This window comes from Azospirillum brasilense (assembly GCF_008365405.1).
Taxonomy (GTDB): domain Bacteria; phylum Pseudomonadota; class Alphaproteobacteria; order Azospirillales; family Azospirillaceae; genus Azospirillum; species Azospirillum brasilense_D.
Map to the genome: position 1 here is coordinate 1 of NZ_QOKV01000047.1, position 20,833 is coordinate 20,833.

Annotated in this window: 18 protein-coding genes and 2 tRNA genes; 9 read left to right on the top strand and 11 right to left on the bottom strand. The window is 69.9% G+C overall.

What is annotated here, in order from left to right:
* Window positions 1–257: 257 nt before the first annotated feature.
* From DS837_RS31130 to crtI, 5 genes are read right to left on the bottom strand one after another with little or no spacing between them, the layout of a single operon-like run.
* Window positions 258–722, bottom strand: coding sequence for a DUF2141 domain-containing protein (locus DS837_RS31130; RefSeq protein ID WP_149168292.1), 465 nt, complete (start codon window positions 720–722; stop codon window positions 258–260).
* Complete coding sequence (locus DS837_RS31135; protein ID WP_149168293.1) at window positions 719–1,870, bottom strand: glycosyltransferase family 2 protein; 1,152 nt, start codon at window positions 1,868–1,870, stop codon at window positions 719–721. Before DS837_RS31135 ends, DS837_RS31130 begins: the two co-directional genes overlap by 4 nt.
* Window positions 1,867–2,700 (bottom strand): lysophospholipid acyltransferase family protein, encoded by an 834-nt coding sequence (locus DS837_RS31140; RefSeq protein ID WP_247890228.1) that lies wholly within the window; start codon window positions 2,698–2,700, stop codon window positions 1,867–1,869. Before DS837_RS31140 ends, DS837_RS31135 begins: the two co-directional genes overlap by 4 nt.
* A 14-nt stretch (window positions 2,701–2,714) precedes the next feature.
* Window positions 2,715–4,256 carry a phytoene desaturase family protein gene (locus DS837_RS31145; protein ID WP_149168294.1) on the bottom strand — a complete coding sequence of 514 codons (1,542 nt, stop codon included), beginning with the start codon at window positions 4,254–4,256 and terminating at the stop codon, window positions 2,715–2,717.
* Window positions 4,253–5,860, bottom strand: coding sequence for a phytoene desaturase family protein (gene crtI / locus DS837_RS31150; protein ID WP_425599283.1), 1,608 nt, complete (start codon window positions 5,858–5,860; stop codon window positions 4,253–4,255). The genes DS837_RS31145 and crtI overlap by 4 nt, the downstream gene beginning before the upstream one ends.
* 78 nt (window positions 5,861–5,938) lie before the next feature.
* On the opposite strand from crtI, the gene DS837_RS31155 reads away from it, so the two are divergent.
* Complete coding sequence (locus DS837_RS31155; protein ID WP_247890230.1) at window positions 5,939–7,342, top strand: aldehyde dehydrogenase family protein; 1,404 nt, start codon at window positions 5,939–5,941, stop codon at window positions 7,340–7,342.
* Window positions 7,343–7,355: 13 nt separating this feature from the next.
* Window positions 7,356–7,832, top strand: coding sequence for a DUF4126 family protein (locus DS837_RS31160; protein WP_149168297.1), 477 nt, complete (start codon window positions 7,356–7,358; stop codon window positions 7,830–7,832).
* Between the two features lie 107 nt (window positions 7,833–7,939).
* Here the strand turns inward: DS837_RS31160 and DS837_RS31165 are convergent.
* From DS837_RS31165 to DS837_RS31175, 3 genes are all read right to left on the bottom strand, one after another.
* A tRNA-Ala gene (locus DS837_RS31165) sits at window positions 7,940–8,015 on the bottom strand.
* Between the two features lie 30 nt (window positions 8,016–8,045).
* A tRNA-Leu gene (locus tag DS837_RS31170) sits at window positions 8,046–8,132 on the bottom strand.
* Between the two features lie 135 nt (window positions 8,133–8,267).
* Window positions 8,268–10,613: a mechanosensitive ion channel domain-containing protein gene (locus DS837_RS31175; RefSeq protein ID WP_149168298.1), complete on the bottom strand. Its 2,346-nt coding sequence runs from the start codon at window positions 10,611–10,613 to the stop codon at window positions 8,268–8,270.
* A gap of 281 nt (window positions 10,614–10,894) precedes the next feature.
* Here DS837_RS31175 and gap point away from each other — a divergent pair, with 281 nt between their 5' ends.
* The 7 genes from gap to DS837_RS31210 all read left to right on the top strand — a co-directional run bounded on the left by gap (window position 10,895) and on the right by DS837_RS31210 (window position 17,361).
* Window positions 10,895–11,902: a type I glyceraldehyde-3-phosphate dehydrogenase gene (gap, locus tag DS837_RS31180; RefSeq protein WP_149168299.1), complete on the top strand. Its 1,008-nt coding sequence runs from the start codon at window positions 10,895–10,897 to the stop codon at window positions 11,900–11,902.
* A gap of 205 nt (window positions 11,903–12,107) precedes the next feature.
* A complete protein-coding gene (locus tag DS837_RS31185) occupies window positions 12,108–12,479 on the top strand; it encodes a hypothetical protein (RefSeq protein WP_149168300.1) in 372 nt (123 codons plus the stop codon).
* Between the two features lie 217 nt (window positions 12,480–12,696).
* Window positions 12,697–13,719, top strand: coding sequence for a 2-keto-3-deoxygluconate transporter (gene kdgT, locus DS837_RS31190; RefSeq protein WP_149168301.1), 1,023 nt, complete (start codon window positions 12,697–12,699; stop codon window positions 13,717–13,719).
* Window positions 13,720–13,856: 137 nt separating this feature from the next.
* Complete coding sequence (locus DS837_RS31195) at window positions 13,857–14,609, top strand: GntR family transcriptional regulator (protein WP_149168302.1); 753 nt, start codon at window positions 13,857–13,859, stop codon at window positions 14,607–14,609.
* 57 nt (window positions 14,610–14,666) lie between these two features.
* Window positions 14,667–15,503, top strand: a complete 837-nt coding sequence (gene kduI, locus DS837_RS31200; RefSeq protein ID WP_079285396.1) for a 5-dehydro-4-deoxy-D-glucuronate isomerase — start codon at window positions 14,667–14,669, stop codon at window positions 15,501–15,503.
* A 31-nt stretch (window positions 15,504–15,534) separates the two neighbouring features.
* Window positions 15,535–16,299, top strand: coding sequence for a 2-dehydro-3-deoxy-D-gluconate 5-dehydrogenase KduD (gene kduD, locus DS837_RS31205; RefSeq protein ID WP_149168303.1), 765 nt, complete (start codon window positions 15,535–15,537; stop codon window positions 16,297–16,299).
* A 294-nt stretch (window positions 16,300–16,593) separates the two neighbouring features.
* Complete coding sequence (locus tag DS837_RS31210) at window positions 16,594–17,361, top strand: alpha/beta fold hydrolase (protein ID WP_170296057.1); 768 nt, start codon at window positions 16,594–16,596, stop codon at window positions 17,359–17,361.
* Between the two features lie 9 nt (window positions 17,362–17,370).
* Here DS837_RS31210 and DS837_RS31215 read toward each other — a convergent pair whose 3' ends face one another.
* From DS837_RS31215 to DS837_RS31225, 3 genes are all read right to left on the bottom strand, one after another.
* On the bottom strand, window positions 17,371–18,588 hold the full coding sequence (locus DS837_RS31215) for an acetate/propionate family kinase (RefSeq protein ID WP_149168305.1): 1,218 nt from the start codon (window positions 18,586–18,588) through the stop codon (window positions 17,371–17,373).
* 10 nt (window positions 18,589–18,598) lie between these two features.
* Window positions 18,599–20,059 (bottom strand): bifunctional enoyl-CoA hydratase/phosphate acetyltransferase, encoded by a 1,461-nt coding sequence (locus tag DS837_RS31220; protein ID WP_149168306.1) that lies wholly within the window; start codon window positions 20,057–20,059, stop codon window positions 18,599–18,601.
* Between the two features lie 212 nt (window positions 20,060–20,271).
* The coding region (locus DS837_RS31225) for a phosphopyruvate hydratase family protein (protein WP_486599242.1) at window positions 20,272–20,833 on the bottom strand (562 nt) is incomplete at its 5' end.

The window sequence follows — 20,833 nt, forward strand, 5'->3', positions numbered from 1 at the left end:
CCGTCCCGCGCTGCGCCACCGGAGTCCGGTGCGGCGCGTCGGGGCGCTGTATCTAGAAGATCCGACTTGCTCTGTCAAGCCTTTGTTTTCACGCTGGCCTGACGTTACTTCGTCTCGTCTTCGGCATTTCTGCCGTTCCCTTGCCGCCGTCGCGCTTCTCAGCGGCCCCGGCGTCGTGGGAGCCGGGTTATAGGCGGCTCGGCCGAGCCCGGCAAGAGCTTTCTTCATCGACCGGCATTTTTTCTGAAACGCCAGCGTCAACGCTCGATCAGGTAGCGCAACGTCAGCATCGTCCGCGTTATGGGCTCGGCGACCGCCAGGGTGGCGTCGGTGTAGCGCGGCGGACCGAAGTGCATGGGGGCATCATTGCTGAAGCCTATTCCTTCCTTCGGCAGGCCGAGGAAGTTGCGGTCGAGTTCGAGATTCTGATTCTCGTCATGAAAGGCCTGCACCGCGTAGGTGCCGGGCGGCACCTTGTGCACCACCACGGTGACGCTGCCCGGCCGCGCCGGTTCCGCTGCGGTGTAGGGACAGTTGGGCCCTAGAAACGTCTCCGGCGTGCACACCGCGACCAGCACCTTTCCCTGGGCGTTCGCGACGTTGGCGACGGTGATGGCCAAGTCGGCGGCGGCGGCCTGGGCCGTCGCAAGACCGAACGCCAGCGCCGCCAGCCATCCGCCCGCTGTGACGCGACGGGCGTTCTGGAATTGCCAAGGAATCATGGTGCACCCGTTTTGGAGGTGGACGGATAGGCGCGACCCCGCCATTCCGCCGGACGGCCCCGGCGGGCGCGCAGCAGCGCCGACCATTGGATCGCCAGCAGGATCAGGATGCCCACCGGATGGAGCAGCGCGCCGGCCAGACTCTGACGGAAACGGACGGCCAACAGCACGCGGAACGACAGCCCCGCCGCTGCGGCCAGTACCGCCAGGGTGACCGCCCTCTCCGGCAGCGGGGCCAGAGCCGCCCAGCCCAGCAGCAGCCAGGGCAGGACGTGGCCGCCGAACAGCAGCAGGGTCCAGACCGGCAAAGCGACGGGGGTCGCCATGCCCTCCGTCGCGTTCTTCGCGAAGCCGGACCACACCTCCCGCCAGCCACGATACATCCGGCAGCGGGCGAGGCCGGTCGCGTCGAACAGGTCGCTCCCCTGCCCTGCCCGGCGGAAGGCGCGCGGCAGCGTCACCCCGTCGTGCAGCGACGTCGCGATGGCGGCGTGGCCGCCGGCCGTCTCGTAGGCGTCCCGCCGCACCGCGATCAGCTGGCCGCAGGCGGCGGCGAATCCCGGGCTGCCCGACCAGCGCATCCCGACCATCGGCAGATAGCCGAGCAGAAGCACGTGGATCAGCGGGATCACCAGCGCCTCGGCCAGGGTGCCGGTCTCCTGGCGCGGGAAGCCGCTGACCAGTCCCGCCTTGCCCGCCAGCAGCGCGCCGCAGGCCAGCCGGGCGGCGTCCGGGGCCAGCCGTACGTCGGCGTCCTGGAACAGCAGCACCGGGTGCCGCGCCAGCCCGGCGAGCGTCTGGCAGGCGTGCTGCTTGCCCGACCAGCCCGGCGGCAGCGGCGGCGCCGTCTCCAAACGCAGGCGCGGGTCGCGGGCGGCAATAGCTCGAACGATCTCCGCCGTGCGGTCGGTGGAATGGTCGTCCAGCACCACCACCTCCACCCTCACGCCGCGGCTGTCCATCGCCGCCCGCACCGCGGCGGCGATGGTGGCCTCCTCGTTGCGGGCGGGGATCAGGATGCTGACGGCGGCGCCGGGCGGCGGCTCGGCCCGCGGGCGGCGGTAGAGGCACAGGTTCACGAGGCCCAGCCCCAGCGGCAACAGGGCGAGCGCCAGCGACAGAGCGGCCAGCAGCGTGAGGACGCTCATCGGCGGGGAATTCCTTCCTTATCGGATGCGTCACCATGCGCGGGGTTGAAGCGTTGCCCGCCGGCCCAGGCCCGCGCCCGGCGCCACAGGTCATAGACGCCGCCCACCCCCGCTGTGCCGTCGATCAGCGTCAGGAAGCGCGCCGGGTCGCGGCTCTGCGCGTCGAGCGCCAGCGCGTCCATCGTTGCCTCGAGCCGGCGTTCCAGCGCGGCGGCGATGTCCGGCACCGGCCGGCCGGCAAAGGCGGACGCATCGATGGGCTCGCCGAAGCGGGCCAGCGCCTCCGGCGTGCTCTCGTCCCAGAACGGGTATTCCACGGCGAGCGGCACCACCAGCGCCCCGGGCGCGCGGCGGACCAGATGGGCGATGCCCGGCCGCAGGCTGACCGGGCGGCGGCGCGGGTCGGTGAAGGCCCCCTCCGCGGTGATCCACAGCATGGACCGCGGGTCGGCCAGGATGCGCTGGCCGTAGCGCAGGAAGGCGGCGGCCCCGGCCCGGCCCGGCTCGACCCCGAACAGGCCGATACGCGCCATAAAGCGGTAGCGACGCAGCATCGCCGCGTCGATGGGGCCGTAGCCCGGCCGGTCGCGGTAGCGGGTCGTCCCCATCACGATCAGCAAGGCGGGGTCCCACCAGGACGGGTGGTTCAGGCAGACGACCACCGGCCGGTCCGGCGGCAGCACCGGCCAGCCCGGCCGGGCCAGCCGCAGCGCGTGGAAGCCGCGCCGCATCCGCCGCGCCATGACGGCGCCGAAGAAGCGGCAGAGCGCCGGTGAGCGCAACGCGACCGGATCGTCCTTCAGCCCGTCATCCTCCATCCCTGGCCCCATGCCCGGCCCGTCGCTCAGGCGACGGCGCGCAGGTCGTTGTCGCGCGCCCCGCTCCGGAGGTCCTGGTCCAGGCTGTCGGCGGCGATCCAGCCCGACATCAGCACCATCGGCATGCCCGGCCCCGGATGGGCGGCCCCGCCGGCCAGATACAGCCCCGCGACGTCGCGCGAGCGGTTGCCCGGCTTGAAGGCGCCCATGAAGCGACCGTGGCTGGCCAGCCCGTAGATGGCGCCGTTCAGCACGCGGTAGCGGTCGTGGATGTCCTGCGGGGTCAGGACGCGCTCGACGCGGATGCGGTCCTCCAGGTCGGCCATGCCGGCGGTGCGCTTCAGCTTGTCGAAGACCACGCGGCGGTAGTCCGGCAGCATCCGCGACCAGTCGTGGTGCGGCCGCAGATAGGGGGTGTGGACCAGCACATAGAGCGCCTCGCCCCCCGGAGGCGCGACGCCGGGCTCGGTGCGGGCGGGGGCGGCGATGTAGCAGGTCGGGTCAGGCGCCGGCTCGCCGCGGCGGTAGATCCAGTCGAACTCCTCCGCCGGGTCGCGGGAGAAGACGAAGTCGTGGTGCAGCAGGTGGTCGTAGCCGCGGTCGAGCCCGAGATAGAAGACCACGCCCGAACAGGCCGGCTCGTAGCGGCGGCGCTTGCGGAAGCGCTTGGCCGGGACGCCGCCCACCAGCTCCTCGTAGGTGCGGACGGAGTCCATGTTGGAGACCACCACCGACACCGGGATGCGCTCCCCGCCCTCGGTCTCGACGGCGGTGACGCGCTTGTCGGTCAACTCCAGCCGGCGCACGCCGGTGCCGGTGCGGATCTCGACGCCGAGGCGCCGCGCCACCCGCTCCAGCGCCAGCGGAACGGCGCGGGTGCCGCCCATCGGGTACCAGACGCCGTCGTTGGTCTGCATGTGCGCGATGGCGCAGAGCACCGCCGGGGAGCCGTAGGGGGAGGACCCGACATACTGGGTGAAATGGTCGAGCATCTGGGCGGCGCGGGCGTCGGGGACGTGGCTGCGGATGGTCCCGGCCACCGTGCTGCCCATGCGCAGCGCCAGCACGTCGGACAGGGTGCTGGCGTTCATGCTGTCGCGGAGCTTCAGCGTGTCGCCGAGATCCTCCACCGACTTCCAGAAGAAGAAGCGTTCGGAGATGCCGTGCAGCCGCTCCGACAAGGCCTGGAAGCGGCGGTAGCCCTCCCCGGCGCCGCGGCCGGGGGTCAGCCGATCGAGGTCCGCGGCCATCGCGCCGATGTTCTCGGACAGGTCCAGCACGGTGCCATCGTCGAAGAAGCAGCGCCATTGCGGCTCCAGCCGGACCAGCTCCAGCTCATGGTCGAGGTCGCAGCCGGCCTCCGCCAGGATGCGGTGCAGGACGCGCGGCACCGTCAGGATCGTCGGCCCCATGTCGAAGCGGAAGCCGCCCTCCTCCAGCACCGCCGCCTTGCCGCCGACCCAGCCGTTCTTCTCCAGAAGCACCACCTTGTGGCCGCGCGCCGCCAGAACCACCGCCGACGCCAGCCCGCCCAGGCCGCCGCCGATCACCGCGATCCGATCCGTCATGCCAATCCCCCCGCTACGGCCCGCTTGGGCAGGCCGGACAATCCCATGGTTTCGCTGCGCCAGGGCGTCGGCAGGCCCAGTTCCGAGGCCAGCAGCCGCGACGTGATGCGCGCGCCTTCGAAAATCACCGGCAGGCCGCTGCCGGGGTGGGTGCCGCCGCCGACCAGATAGACGCCGTCCAGATCCTCGAACCGGTTGTGCGGACGCAGGTGGAGCATCTGGTCGAGGCTGTGCGCCAGATTGAAGGTGGCGCCGCGGTGCACCGCGAACTGGCGGTCCCAGTCGGCCGGCGTCACCACCCGCTCGACCCGGATGCGGCGCTCCAGATCGCTCAGCCCGAACCCGGCCAGCCGGTCGAGCACGAGGCGGCGGTAGCGCGGCGCCTCGGCCGCCCAGTCGATGTGGCCGCGCTGGTGGCCGACCGGCACCAGGATGTAGAGGGTGCTGCCGCCGGGCGGGGCGAGGTCCGGATCGCTGACGCAGGCGTTCTGCACATAGATCGACGGGCGGCGCGGCATCTCGCGGCCGTCCTCGATCTCGGCGAGGTTGCGGGCGTAATCCTCCGCCAAATAGACGGTGTGGTGGTCCAGCCCCTCCATCCGCCCCTCGATCCCGAGATAGAGCATGAAGGTGGAGCAGGAGAATTTCTTGGTGGCGATGCGGGCGTCGCTCCAGCGGCGGCGCAGATCGTCGGGCACCAGGGTCGTCATCGCCCGGGCGAAGTCGGCGTTGATGACCAGCGCGTCGGCCGGATACTCACCGGCCTCCGTCCGCACCCCCACGGCGCGGCGGCCCTGGAAGCGGATGTGCCGCACCGTCTCGTTCAGCCGGACGGTGACGCCGAGACTCTCGGCCACCCGCCGCATCGCCTCCATCACCGCTTCGGTGCCGCCGCGCGGGTGAAAGACGCCGTGCTCATGCTCCAGGAAGGACAGGATGGTGAACAGGCTGGGGCAGCGGAAGGGCGACATGCCCAGATACTTGCTCTGGAAGGAGAAGGCGAGGCGGACGCGCGGGTCCTGGAAGTAACGGGACAGGTCGCGATCGACCGAACGCTGCGGCGAAAGCCGTCCCAGCGCCTTCAACATCGGCAGCGACGCCAGCGCCCAGGGGCTGGAGAAGTCGGTCTCCAGGATCGGGCGGAACAGCTCCATCTTCGCTCGGTTGTCGGCCAGGAACCGCGGCAGCCCATGGGCATCGCGCGGGTTGAGCCGCGCGATCTCGGCCATCAGCGCTTTCATCTCGGCGTGGACCCGCAGTTCTCCGCCGGCCTCGAAGACCAGCCGGTAGAGCGGGTCGAGGCGGATCAGGTCGACCTCGTCCGACAGGCGGCGCCCGCAGGCCTCGAAGATCTCCTCCAGGATGCGGGGGTAGAGGAAGAAAGTCGGGCCGCTGTCGAAGCGGTACCCGTCGAGCGCGAAGCCGGCCGACCGGCCGCCGACGCGGTCCTGCCGCTCCAGCAGGGTGACCTTCGCCCCGGTGAGCGCCAGGAGCATCGCGGATGCCAATCCACCCGGCCCAGCGCCAATGATCACGACTTGCCGTTCCATCCGCTTGCCAAACGCTCCCAAGCTGCCGACTTGTGTGAAGGCAGTTACGAACATGGACCAGGAATGGATCACAGCCACAATCCCACCTCTCCAGGTGTAACCCCTTGGACAAACGGGAGCAGCGATCCATTTTTGTCTGCACGAGCGGGGTGGGCCGGCGGCAATACAGCCGGAAGACTATCCATCATCCGCAAGATCCGCCGTCGCATCGCGGCGGATGCAGAGACTCTTGTCCAGGCGCTGGCGACGCGCCCCGGACGCAGCGCGGCCGAGAGCCTGAGCGCGGAGATCCTGCCGCTGGCCGAGGCCTGCCGCTTCCTGGAGCGCGAGGCGGCCGCGCTGCTGGCGCCGCGGCGCCTGGGGGCGCGCGGCCGTCCGGTCTGGCTGTTCGGAGTCACGGCGGAGGTGCGGCGGGAGCCGTTCGGCACCGTCCTGATCGTCGGCCCGTCCAATTACCCGCTGCTGCTGCCGGGGGTGCAGGCGCTGCAGGCGCTGACCGCCGGGAACGCGGTGCTGGTCAAGCCGGCGCCCGGCTGCTCGGCGCCGATGGAACGGCTGGCCGACTGGCTGGCCGAGGCCGGTCTACCGGACGGCCTGTTCCAGCTTCTGGACGAGTCCCCCGACGCGGTGTCCGACGCGATCAATGCCGGCATCGACAAGCTGGTGCTGACCGGATCGGCCGGCACCGGCCGGGCGGTGGCCCGCCAGCTCGCCGAAGCGCTGGTGCCCTCCACCATGGAACTGTCGGGCAACGACGCGGTGTTCATCCTGCCCGGCGCCGACCTCGGCACGGTCGCCCGCGCTCTCGCTTTTGGCCTGCGCCTCAACGGCTCCGCCACCTGCATCGCGCCGCGCCGGGTCTTCGTGCCGCGCGCCCTGGCGGCCGAGTTGGAGGAGTCCTTGACGCGCAGCGTGGCGGCGGTCCCGCAGGCGGCGGTGCCCCTGCCGGTGCGGCGGCGCCTCGTCGGGCTGGTCCGCGCGGCGATGGCGGAGGGCGCCCGCCCGCTCGGCCCCCTGCCCGACGATGCCGACCCGGCGATGACGCCGCTGATCGTGGCCGATGCACGGCCGGGTATGGCGTTGCTGCGCGAGGAGCTGTTCGCCCCCATCCTGTCGCTGGTGCCCGTCCGCGGCATGGAGGAAGCGCTGGAGGCCGCCGCCGCGAGCCCCTACGCCCTCGGCGCCTCAATCTTCGGACCGGAGGACGCGGCGCGCGCGCTGGCCGGGCGGCTGGACGCCGGAACGGTGACGGTCAACGACCTGATCGTGCCGACCGCCGATCCCCGCCTGCCCTTCGGCGGACGGCGCGCCAGCGGCTGGGGTGTCACGCGCGGGGCCGAAGGGCTGCTGGAGATGACGCGGATCAAGACCGTCGCGGTGCGGCGCGGCCGGCGGCTTCCCCACACCGACCCGCCGCGCGACGGCGACGCGGCGCTGATCCTGGCGGCGCTCCGTCTGCTCCATGGCGGTCCCGGCACCCGCGCCGGAGCGTTCCGGCACCTGATCCAGGCCCTGCGCGACCGACGGACCGACTGACGCGGAGACCAATGTGACGACTGCCCTGATTCTCGCCGTCCTGATCGGCGCCGTCGCCGGTTCACGCACCCTGCTCGCGCCGGCGGCGGTCTCCTGGGCCGCCTATGGCGGCTGGCTCGACCTGTCGGGAAGCTGGCTGTTCTTCCTCGGTCACCCCATCTCGCCCTGGGTCTTCACCGCCATGGCGGTGGCGGAACTCGTCACCGACAAATTGCCGAACACCCCCAGCCGCAAACGCCCCTTCCCCTTCGCCAGCCGCATTGTGGGCGGTGCCGTCGCGGGCGCGGCCATTGGCGCCAACGTGGGCGCATGGGTCCCCGGTCTGATCGCTGGCGGGGTGGGCGCGGTCGCCGGAACGCTCCTCGGATATGCGGCGCGCCGGCGCATGGCCGCCGCCTTCGGCCGCGATTGGCCGGCGGCGCTGATCGAGGACGCGGTGGCGCTGACCGTCGCTCTGCTCGTCGCTCTGCTGGTCGTCACCGCGGCATGAACGGGCCGCTCGGTCCCATTGGCGATGGCGCCGCCGTCGGACCCGATGACGGTAAGGGCCGTAAAAAGGGAAAAGCCAGCAACCCGTCAAGGTTGCTGGCTTCATGATGGTGGAGCCAAGGAGGATCGAACTCCTGACCTCTACAATGCCATTGTAGCGCTCTCCCAGCTGAGCTATGGCCCCACTATAATATCAGACCAACACAAGAAGTGTTGGTGCGCTTGGAGGGACTCGAACCCCCACGGCCTTTCAGCCACTAGGACCTGAACCTAGCGCGTCTACCAATTCCGCCACAAGCGCATCGTCTGCTCTTTGTCCTGCGTCCCTTGGGGTGACGCGGGAGCGCTGATATAGCCGTGACGATGACGGGGCTCAAGCGAAATCGACATGGCCCCGTCACTTTTTTGCAAGACCGAGGGGGTTGGTGCAGCCACCCTACTCCGCCGCCCCGGCGTGGCGCATCCGGCCGGCGTTGGCGGCGCTCGCCTCGCCCCCCACCCCGGCCAGCATCTCCGCCGCGCCGCGGGCGATGTGCAGGGTGCGCTGCGGCAGCGGGAAGTCGATTCCCAGCTCGATGAAGCGCGCCTTCATGCGGCCGTTGAACTCCCGCCCGACGTTCCATTGCTGGATGGGCAGCGTCTTGATCCGCGCCTTGATGACCGCCGCGGACTCCTGGAAGGAATCGACGCCCAGCACCTCCAGCGGCTCCAGGATCAGCGGCGCGAAGCGCGGGTCCTTGCGCAGTTCGTCGCCGATGCCGTGCAGCACGGAGACCACGCGGTCGGCGTTCTCGTGATAGGGGATGGCCACGTCGAACACGTAGTAGCTGAAGTCCTTCGTCATATTCGACACGCTGGTGACCGCGCTGAAGGGAATGGTGTGCACCGTCCCGTCGAAGTCGCGCAGGCGGATCGTGCGGATGTTCATCCCCTCCACCAGACCGCCCTTGCCGCCGACATTGACGACGTCGCCGACCGAGATGGTGTCCTCGAACAGGATGAACAGGCCGGTGATGACGTCCTTGACCAGCGTCTGCGCGCCGAAGCCGACGGCCAGGCCGACCACGCCGGCACCGGCCAGCAGCGGCCCGATGTTCAGTCCCAGCTCCGACAGGGTGATCAGAGTGACCAAGGTCAGCAGAACCACCAGCAGGGCGCTGCGCAGCAGCGGCAGCAGGGTGCGCACCCGCGCGCTGCGCTGGATGGCCCGCCCGTTGCGGTCCGTCGTCGCCAGATGGCGCTCGATCAGCCCGTTGGTCACCTCCCACACGCCGAGCGCGATGGCGCCGACCAGAAGGAGCGACAGGCCCGACGCCACGATGCGCAGGCCGATGGCCGTCTGCAGCCAGCCCCAGACATCCAACCCCCAGGCGTTCAGCACCACCAGCCCGCCCAGAACGGCCACCGCCCCGTGCAGCAGCCGCGCGATGGGAGCGATGTAGCGGCGCAACCGCCCCGCCGCCCAGGCCGAGTGACCCCGCCGACGGTCCATGCGCTCCAGGATCGCCGCGGCGGCGCGGGTGATTCCCCGCCCGATCAGCCGCGCGGCCCCGGCGACCACCAGCGTCACCGCGGTCGCCTGCACCACGAACAGCAGCCCACCGCTGATCTCCAGCGCCCAAATGCCGAACAGGACGATGATGTAGAGGATGGCGATGGCGTGCCAGACGTCGGCCACCCGGCGGCCGGCGGCGCGCAGCATCCGGCCCGCTCCGGCGGCGCGCCGTCCGGGTGGAAGCGGCGACACCGCCTCGGACAGCGGCTGCGCCGCCGCGATCCCGCCGCGCAGCCTCGCGGCCACCGCCTCCCGGCTCTGCAGCACCAGCACCGCCAGCATAACGGCGACCAGCAGGCCGACCAGGGTCACCAGCGCGCTGTAGCTCTGCGCCGGAAGTCCCAGCCGCCGCGCCGCCTCGGCCAGGAACATGCCGTAGAGCGTGGTGATGGCGATGGTCCGGAACCAGCGCAGCAGGCGCAGGGCCGATCCGTCGCTCATCGGGATCAGCCGCAGGTTGGGCGAGGCCGGGGCCAGCAGCGCCCGGACGACCAGCAGAACGATCTGCACGAAGATGCTGGCGTTCAGGAAGGTGACACCCAGGACCCGCACCACCGGCGGCGGGTCGAACAGCGCCAGCACGCCGAAGCCCGCCGCGGCGAAGGCGACGATGGGGGCCAGATCGAACAGCGACCGCACCAGCAGCAGCGGCACCTTGGCGATGGCGGAATGGATGGGCCGGGCCGCCAGCATCGCGCGCGGACGCCGCAGCGTGCGGATGGCGATCAGCCGGGCGCCCTGCCCGACCACCACCACCAGCACCAGCTCGGCGACCAGCCAGCCCCAGGCGGCGCGCTGCGCCGGGTCGGACACCTGCCGTTCCAGCCAGTGCAGCCCCTGCGGCGCGTTCAGCAGGGCATCGCCGGCCAGCGCGGCCTCCTGCCCCAGCCCGTCGAGCCGGTTCGACAGCAGGGTGAGCAGGCGGGTGCCGATCCCCTCCGGCTCCGCCGGTGCAGCGGCTTCCTCAGCCTGTTCCAGGGCGCGGAGCTGGCCGAGCAGGGCGGCGCGGCGCTCCGGGTCCTCCAGCGTCTGGCGCAGGCGGGCGATCTCCTCCGGATTGGCAGCCGCCTCGGCCTGGGCCGGCGGGGCGGGCGTCGGGATCTGCGCCGACGCCGGGGTCGCGATGCCTCCCAGCGCGGCGGTCAGCAGGAGAAACAGGGCGAGAAGGCCGCGCAAGGCGCGGAAGCGGGCGGCGGAAAGCCGTGGGGCACGGTCGTCGAAAGTCATCGTCCTCTGGCGGTACCGGTTGATGGGTCCAATCCAGGCCAACAGCGCCCGGCGCGGTTTGTCTTGCAACGCAGCAACCGCGACATTTTGTCCGACGGATCGCCCGACCCGCCATCCGCTCTTGCGCATCAATCTGATATATTAGTATACATCCTGACGAACACCGGAAGCGCCCGCGTCCTCTCACGGCGGGCCGCCCGACCGGCGCCCTCTTTCCAACCGGCCCTGGCCGGCGCCGCCCCCGACCATATCAGGGGCCGCGAACACCAGCGGAGAACAGCATGTCCGTGAAGGTAGCGATCAACGGTTTTGGCCGTATCGGCCGTCTGGTTCTGCGGGCCATCTATGAGAGCGGCCGCAACGACGTGGAGGTCGTGGCGATCAACGACCTGGCCGACCTCAAGGCCAACGCCCACCTGCTGAAGTACGACAGCGTCCACGGCCGTTTCCCCGGCACCGTGGAGGTCAAGGACGGCGCCCTGATCGTCAACGGCCACGCGATCAAGGTCGTGCAGGAGCGTGACCCGGCCAAGCTGCCGTGGAAGGATCTGGGCATCCAGATCGCCATGGAATGCTCGGGCATCTTCACCAAGCGCGCCGACGCCGCCAAGCATCTGGAAGCGGGTGCCGAGAAGGTGCTGATCTCCGCCCCGGCCACCGACGAGGACATCACGGTGGTCTACGGCGTCAACCACGACCAGCTCAAGGCCGATCACCGCATCGTCTCGAACGCGTCGTGCACGACGAACTGCCTGGCTCCGGTGGCCTTCGTGCTGAACAAGCTGATCGGCATCGAGAAGGGCTTCATGACGACGATCCACTCCTACACGGGGGATCAGCGCATCGTCGACACGAACCACAAGGACCTGCACCGCGCCCGCGCCGCGGCGCTGAACATGATCCCGACCTCGACCGGGGCGGCCAAGGCGGTGGGCAAGGTCCTGCCGGAGCTCAAGGGCAAGCTGGACGGCACCGCCATGCGCGTGCCGACGCCCAACGTCTCGGTGGTCGACTTCAAGTTCACCGCCAAGCGCGCCACCTCGGTGGAGGAGATCACCAAGGCCATCAGCGAGGCCGCCGACGGCCCACTCAAGGGCATCCTGGGCGCCTACACCGAGGATCTGGTCTCCACCGACTTCAACCACGACCCGCACAGCTCGATCTTCGCGCTGAACGAGACCAAGGTCATCGACGGCAACTTCGTCCGCATCATGACCTGGTACGACAACGAGTGGGGCTTCTCCAACCGCATGAGCGACACCGCCGTCGCCATGGCCAACGCGAAGTAAGGGCGGAGTTACGCTCTTGCCCCCACCCCGGCCCTCCCCCGCTTACGCGGGAGAGGGTGCCTTCCGCGAAGCGGCGTCCATCCCCTCCCCTGCGTTAGCGGGGGAGGGCTAGGGTGGGGGCAAGGCGGCTCCTGTCCCCTCAAAAACTAAAATATCAGTTTCCAAAACTTGCCCTTTTGAAAACACTCTTTGAAGGAGCCGTGGCATGCCCCGGACCTCCGACCCGCCAACCGCGTGCATCGCCGCCCTGGAGCGCGACGCCGACACCCTCCGGCGGGCCTTCCTGACCACGCCGGTCTTCGCCCTGGACGACCACGGCCTGCAAACCCGCTTCGAGGATTTCGGCCGCACCGCCCTCGCCCTGTTCCGGGAAACGGCGCGGCTGGCCGATGGCGAACAGGCCGCCCAACGCATCGAGGCCGCTTACCACCGCGTCCATGAGGCCTTGCAAGCCGTTGCCACGCTTGCGCTTTCCGGCACGGGGGCGGCCGTTCCGACGCACGGGAACGGCACCGCCGAACCACCACCGCAGGACGTGCGACACAGTGTCATCCGACGGGGTACGCAGTTCTCCTGACTTGCCTCGCCGCACTGATATACTAGTATCCACTTCATCGACGGCGTGATCCGCGGACAGGCCTCAAGGCCACCGGCCCGGTGCCGCTCCCGCTGGGGATGCGCGGCACGCTCCCCCTCCATGCGCCGCAATCGGCAACCACCACCCCGGACTTTTCCCAGACTTTTCCCAGACTTTTCATCGACGGCCCAGTCGGACCGCCCCAGGAGTACCGACTATGAACATCAAATCCCGGATCGACCGCATTCCCGGCGGCATGATGATCCTTCCCCTGTTCCTCGGCGCCTGCCTGAACACCTTCGCGCCGAACACGGGCAAGTTCTTCGGATCCTTCACCAACGGCCTGATCACCGGCACCCTGCCGATCCTCTCCGTCTGGTTCTTCTGCATCGGCGCCAGCATCAGCCTGAAGGCCACCCCGCTGGTCCTGCGCAAGAGCGGCGTGCTCGTCACCGTGAAGATCCTCACCGCCGCCACCATGGGCATCGTCGCCTCGTGGTTCATCCCGCACGAGGGCGTCAGTTCGGGCTTCTTCACCGGCCTGTCGGTGCTGGCGATCATCGCCGCCATGAACGACACCAACGGCGGCATGTACATGGCGCTGATGCAGCAGTACGGCACCAAGGAGGAATCCGGCGCCTTCTGCCTGATGTGCCTGGAATCCGGCCCCTTCATGACGATGGCGACGCTGGGTCTGGCCGGTCTGGCCGCCTTCCCCTGGCAGACCATGGTCGGCGCCCTGCTGCCCTTCCTGATCGGCTTCGCGCTCGGCAACCTGGACCAGGAGTTCCGCAAGTTCTTCGGTCAGGCCGTGCCGGTGATGGTGCCCTTTTTCGCCTTCGCGCTCGGCAACAACCTGAACTTCGCGGTCATCCTGAACACCGGCCTGCTCGGCATCGTCCTCGGCCTCTCGGTCATCGCCATCACCGGCTTCACGCTGGTCGTCGCCGACATCCTGCTGGCCAAGGGCAACGGCACCGCCGGCATCGGCGCCGCCTCCACCGCCGGTGCGGCCGTGACGGTCCCGCCGATCATCGCCTCCATCGAGCCGAGCTTCGCGCCGAGCGCCCCGGCCGCCACCGCCCTGGTCGCCACCAGCGTCGTTGTCACCTCGCTGCTCACCCCGATCCTCACCGCCTGGTGGGCGCGCCGGTTCGGGGTCCTCTCCCCGCGCCACCTCGCCGCGCAGAAGGCCGCTCAAACGAACGCCCTCCCGGTCCAGCCCGCCCCCGCCGAGTAACGGCGACCGACTGAGCGCCGCTCCTCCCCGGGCGAAAGCCGGAGATTGCGGACCCCGCGATTTCCGGCTTGCACCGCGGCACTGATATACTAATATGCTCCCTTAGGACCGGCCGAGCCGGCGACACAGGTGCAGCCATGGACATGCCGACCACCCCGACGCCCGACGCCAGCAACGATCGCCCCGCCGCCTCGCGGAGCGCGGTGAAGCCATCCCGCGGGCCGGCGCGGGGCGCCTCCACCATGGCGGCGATCCACCGGTCGCTGCGCGCGGACATCGTGGAAATGCGCCGCAATCCGGGCGAGCCCATCGTCGAGAAGCAGATCGCCGAAGCCTTCGGCGTCAGCCGCACCCCGGTGCGCGAGGCGCTGCAACGGCTGGCCGACGAGGGGCTGATCGAGATCTTCCCGCAGGTGGGTACCTTCGTCGCCCGCATCCCGGTCAACGCCCTGCCGGAGGCCATCGTCATCCGCACCTCGCTGGAGGGCACCGCCGTCCGCTACGCGGCGCAGCGCGCCACCGGCAGCCAGATCGCCGGCCTACGCGCCAACCTGCTGCTCCAGCAGGAGACGGTGGAGGACGGCGACCTCAACGCCTTCCACGAGGCCGACGAGCGGTTCCACGCCCTGATCGCCGAGATCGCCGGTTATCCCGGCCTGTGGAGCATGGCGCAGCAGGTGAAGGTGCAGGTGGACCGCTACCGCCGCCTGACCCTGCCGGAGCCGGGGCGCCTGACCAGCGTGCTGGCCGAACACGCGGCGATCGTGGACGCCATCGCCGACGCCGACCCGGCGCTGGCCGCCGACCGCATGGCCGTCCACCTCGACGGCCTGCTGACCTCGATCCCCCAGGCCCAGGGGGCGAACCCGTTCTTCTTCACTGGTCCCTGATTTGGCCCCCTGAATTGGCCCTGACCGGCCCCGAAAAACACACACGAGGATACCGCCATGAAGATCACCGTCCGCCACGCGTCACACCAGGATGACGTCCGCAACTACGACACCACCAAGCTGCGCGACCATTTCCTCGTCCCGTCCATCTTCGAGGCGGACGACATCGTCCTGACCTACAGCCACATCGACCGCTTCGTGGTCGGCGGCGCCATGCCGGTGTCCGGCCCGCTGAAGCTGGAATCGGCCAAGGCCATCGGCTCGGCCAACTTCCTCGACCGCCGCGAGCTGGGTGCCGTCAACGTCGGCGGCCCGGGCCGCATCACGGTGGACGGCGCGGTGTTCGAGCTGGCCCCGCGCGACTGCCTCTACATCACCATGGGCAGCCTGGACGTCCGTTTCGAGAGCCTGGACCCGGCCAACCCGGCGAAGTTCTACCTGAACAGCGCCCCGGCCCACGCCCGCTTCGAGACGATGAAGATCTCCATCGCGCAGGCCAAGGCCGTGCATATGGGCGACCCGGCCCAGTCGAACGAGCGCACCATCTACCAGATGATCCACCCGGACGTCTGCCGCACCGCGCAGCTCGTGCTCGGCATGACCGTGCTGAAGCCGAACAACATGTGGAACACGATGCCGTGCCACACGCACGACCGCCGCTGCGAGGTCTATTTCTACTTCGACCTGCCGGAGCCGGCCCGCGTCTTCCATTTCATGGGTGAGCCGTCCGAGACGCGCCACGTCGTCGTCGCCAATGAGCAAGCGGTGATCTCGCCGAGCTGGTCGATCCACTCCGGCGTCGGCACCCGCAATTACACCTTCATCTGGGCCATGGCCGGCGACAATCAGGACTTCACCGACATGGACTTCATCCCCATGGAAGACCTGCGCTAATCCCCGCAAGCCAAGAATAAGGACCAAGACAATGGCTCAGGCACATCCCTTCGATCTCACCGGCAAGGTCGCCCTGGTGACCGGCGCCCACACCGGCATCGGCCAGGGCATCGCCGTGGCGCTGGCCCAGGCTGGCGCCGACATCGCCGCCGTCGACGTGGTGCCGCTGGACGAGACCAGGTCCCTGGTGGAGGCCGCAGGCCGCCGGTTCCATGGCATGTCCGCCGACCTGACCAGCATCGCCCCGGTGCAGGGTCTGGTGGAGGAGGTCGTCGGCACCTTCGGCGGGCTGGACATCCTGGTGAACAACGCCGGGCTGATCCGCCGCGCCGACGCCGTGGACTTCACCGAGGCCGACTGGGACCTCGTGATGAACATCAACATCAAGACGGTCTTCTTCCTCTGCCAGGCCTTCGGCCGCTACGCCATCGGCCAGGGCCGCAAGGGCAAGATCATCAACATCGCGTCCATGCTGTCCTTCCAGGGCGGCATCCGCGTGCCCTCCTACACCGCCTCCAAGAGCGGCGTGGCCGGCATCACCCGCCTGCTCGCCAACGAATGGGCGGGCAAGGGCATCAACGTGAACGCCATCGCGCCGGGCTACGTCGCCACCAACAACACGGCGGCGATCCGCGCCGACGAGCAGCGCAGTGCGGAGATCCTCGGCCGCATTCCAGCGGGCCGCTGGAGCGTTCCCTCCGACATGGGCGGCCCGGCGGTGTTCCTGGCCTCCGACGCGTCGGACTACGTCCACGGTACGGTTCTGCCGGTGGACGGCGGCTGGCTCGCCCGCTGAAGCGGGGTGGTTCTGTTTGAGTGACGAAGCCGGGCGCCTGCAAAGGCGTCCGGCTTTTTTGTTTGGTGGTTCAGATGCGGCCTTGCCCCCACCCCGACCCTCCCCCGCTCTCGCAGGGGAGGGAGATTCCTGCGAGGCGGCGGCAGTCCCCTCCACCTCGAAGAGGGGGAGGGTTAGGGAGGGGGCAAACGCGACGCCGATACGTTTCCACGGGCGTTGCTCGGCACTTCACGGCATAACGGATGCCACCCGGACCAAAGCGACCCCGCCATGCCGACGCCGAACGAAGCCTCTATGACCGAAACGGATTCGACAATCCGCACCGCGCAGGGCGCCCTCTTCGCGAAGTGCTGGACCCCGGACACCGCCGGCGCCGTGCCGATCATCCTTTTCCACGACTCCCTCGGCAGTGTGGATTTGTGGCGCGGTTTCCCGCAGCGGCTGGCGAGCGAGACGAGCCGCCGCGTCATCGCCTACGACCGGCTCGGCTTCGGGCGTTCGGACGCCCATCCGGGACAGCTCGCCCTGGACTTCGTCGCCACTGAGGCGCGGGACAGCCTCCCTCCGCTGTGCGACCAACTCGGCGTGACGGAGTTCGTCGCCTGCGGGCACAGCGTCGGGGGCGGCATGGCCGTCGAGACGGCGGCGCGCTTTCCCGAGCGCTGCCGCGCCCTCGTGACCATCGCCGCGCAGGCCTTCGTGGAAGAGAGGACCCTCGCCGGCATCCGCGACGCCAAGCGCGACTTCCAGGACCCCGCGAACGTCGCGCGTCTGGCGAAGTATCACGGCGACAAAGCCCGCTGGGTCCTCGACGCCTGGACGGAGACGTGGCTGTCGCCCGCTTTCGCCGATTGGACCCTGGACCGCGCCCTGGCGGCGGTGCGCTGCCCGGTGCTGGCCCTGCACGGCGACCGCGACGAGTACGGTTCCAGCACCCACCCCGAACGCATCGCGGCCGGGCGGGGAGCCGCAAGGCTTCTCCCCGACACCGGCCATGTGCCGCACCGCGAACGGGAACCGCTCGTCGTCGACGCGATCCGGAGCTTCCTGAACGGGCTTTGAGGCGTCCGCTCAGGCCGCCAGGGGCGACAGCACCGCGCTGTGCGCCAGGATGCCCAGCGTGTGGCTGGCGATCATCCGCTCCTCGTCGGTGGGGATGACGAAGACCGGGACGCGGCTGTCGGCGGCGGAGATGCGCGTCGCCCGGGCGCGGTTCGCCGCCCCGTCGATGTGGACGCCGAGCCAGCCCAGCTTCTCCGCCACCCGCGCCCGCACGGGGGCGGAGTTCTCGCCGACGCCGGCGGTGAAGACCACCGCGTCCAGCCCGCCCAGGGCGGCTGCCAGCCCCGCCGCCTGCTTGGCGACCTGGAAGCAGAACAGCTCCACGGCCTCCGCCGCCTGCGGGTTCTCGCTGTCCAGCAGGGCGCGCATGTCGTTGGAGACGCCGGAGACGCCGAGCAGCCCGGACTTGTGGTAGAGCAGCCGCTCCAGCTCGTCCGGCCCCATGCCCTTCTCGCGCATCAGATAGATCAGCACGCCGGGATCGAGGACGCCGGGGCGCGTGCCCATGGGCAGGCCGTCCAGCGCGGTGAAGCCCATGGTGGTGTCGACGCTGCGGCCCGCGCGCATGCCGCACAGGCTGGACCCGCTGCCGAGATGGCAGACAACGACGCGGGCCTCGGCCAGCTCCGGCGCGATCTGCGGCAGGCGCTGGGCGATGTACTCGTAGGACAGGCCGTGGAAGCCGTAGCGGCGCACGCCCTCGTCGGTCAGCTCGCGCGGCAGGGCGAACATCTGGGCCTGCCAGGGCCGCGTGCTGTGGAAGGCGGTGTCGAAGCAGGCGACCTGCGGCAGCTCCGGATAGACCTCGGCCAGCGCGGTCATCGCCGCGATGTTGTGCGGCTGGTGCAGCGGGGCCAGCGGCACCAGGGCCTCCAGCTCCGCCAGCACCGCCGGGGTCAGCCGGACCGGCGCATCGAAGCGGGTGCCGCCATGCACGACCCGGTGGCCGGCGGCGACCAGCCGCACGTCCCGCAGCTCGTGCCGCATCCAGGTCAGCAGGAAGCCGAGCAATCCGGCGCGGTCGCCGGGGCCGACCTCGTCCAGGATGCCGTCGGCCAGGACGTGGCGGGCCGCGTCCTTGGCCTCGAAGCGGGGGGCGGTGCCGATGCCGGAGATCTGGCCGGTCAGGACGGCCTCCAGATCGTGCCTCCCGGCGCCGCAGAAGACGGAGAATTTCAGGCTGGAGGAGCCCGCGTTGATGACGAGGCAGGCGTCACGGTGCGACATGGTGTGATCCTCACTCCGCGGCCAGAGGGGTGGCGGCGGCGTTGAGCACGAGGGCGGGACGGCGCGCGGCGGCCACCAGCGCCGCCACGGCGCAGGAGGCGAGGCGGGTGCGGACGTTGTCGGCGCGGCTGGTCAGGATGACCGGAACCCGCGCGCCCAGAACGATGCCCGCGGCGTCGGCGTTGGCGAGGAAGGAGAGCTGCTTGGCCAGCATGTTGCCGGCTTCCAGGTCGGGGACGAGCAGGATGTCGGCCTGTCCGGACACCGGGGATTTGATGCCCTTGATGCGCGCAGCCTCGGCGCTGATGGCGTTGTCGAAGGCCAGCGGGCCGTCGAGGATGCCGCCGGTGATCTGGCCGCGGTCGGCCATCTTGCACAGCGCGGCGGCTTCCAGCGTGGTGGCGATCTTCGGGTTGAGCGTTTCCACCGCCGACAGAATGGCGACGCGCGGCGTCTCGACGCCCAGGACCTTGGCGAGATCGATGGCGTTCTGGACGATGTGGACCTTGTCCTCCAGCGTCGGGTAGATGTTGATCGCCGCGTCGGTGATCAGCAGCGCCCGCGGGTAGGTCGGCACGTTCATCACGAAGACGTGGCTGATGCGGCGGCTGGTGCGCAGGCCGGTCTCCTTGCGGACGACCTCGGCCATCAGCTCGTCGGTGTGCAGGCTGCCCTTCATCACCGCCTCGGCTTCGCCGGAGCGGGCCAGCGCGACGGCCGCCGCGGCGGCGGCGTGGCTGTGCTCCACGTCGACCAGACGATAACGGGCGATGTCCAGACCGTGGGCGGTGGCCAGCGCGCGGATCTTCGCCGCCGGGCCGATCAGGATGGGGTCGATCAGGCCGGCTTCCGCCGCCTCCACCGCGCCCTTCAGCGAGCTTTCGTCGCAGGGATGGGCGACCGCCGTGGCGACCGGCTCCAGCCCGTCGCACTTGCGCAGCAGCGCGTCGTGCTTGTCGTGGCGGATCATCTGGATCTGCGGCAGCGCGTGCGCGGCGCGGCGGACCTTGCGGGTCGGCGCGACGACCTCCGCGGTGCCGGTCACCACGACCTCGCCGTCCTGGTTGGTGCACAGGCAGTCGAAGACGACGATGTTCTTGTCGGCCTGCTTCTCGCGGACGGTCACTGTGGCGGTGATCACGTCGCCCAGCCCGACCGGGCGGCGGAAGCGCAGGTCCTGGCCGGCGTAGACGGTGCCGGCGCCGGGCAGCCGGGTCCCCAGCACGCCGGAAATCAGTGCGCCGGACCACATGCCGTGGCCGATCACCTTTTGAAAGCGGCTGTCGGCGGCGAATTTCGCGTCCAGATGAACCGGATCGATGTTGCCGGAGACGGTGGCGAACAGCTCGACGTCCATCACGGTCAGTTGCCGCGCGATGCTGGCGGACTGCCCGACCACGATCTCGTCGAAGGTGACGTTCTCGATCGGGACCGCGTGGGAGTCGCCGCTGGTTTCACCATTGGCAGTCATTGCAGAACACTCCGGATAAGAGAAAAAGGCATGATGCTGCCCGTTTCAGCCGATCCCTCCCGGCGCGCGCCTTGCTGAAAGGAGAAGCGCGTCTTGCCGTCTTCTTCTGCGAGCGTCTTTTTGTGTACTGATATATTAGCGGAAAAGGCGGTGCGGCGCAGCAAATCCGGCAACGCCGGACACTTTGCCGCAGGCCGCCTTTCGCGGAGCCGTTACGCCTTGAGGATGCCGCGTCCGGCGAAGCGGGACGCCACGCCGAGCATCTCCTCGATGCGGATCAGCTGGTTGTACTTGGCCAGCCGGTCGGAGCGCGACAGCGAGCCGGTCTTGATCTGGCCGCAGTTGGTGGCGACCGCCAGGTCGGCGATGGTGCTGTCCTCGGTTTCGCCCGAGCGGTGCGACAGCACTGCCGTGTAGCCGGCCTTGTGCGCCATGTCGACGGCTTCCAGCGTCTCCGACAGCGTGCCGATCTGGTTGACCTTGACCAGGATCGAGTTGCCCACGCCCTTCTTGATGCCGTCGGCCAGACGCACCGGGTTGGTCACGAACAGGTCGTCGCCGACCAGCTGCACCTTGCTGCCGATGGCGTCGGTCAGCGCCTTCCAGCCCTCCCAGTCGTCCTCGGCCATGCCGTCCTCGATCGAGACGATCGGGTAGCGGCCGACCAGATCGGCCCAGTAGGCCACCATCTGCTCGGGCGCCAGCGACTTGCCCTCGCCGGCCAGTTCGTACTTCCCGTTCTTGAAGAACTCGGTCGAGGCGGCGTCGATCGCC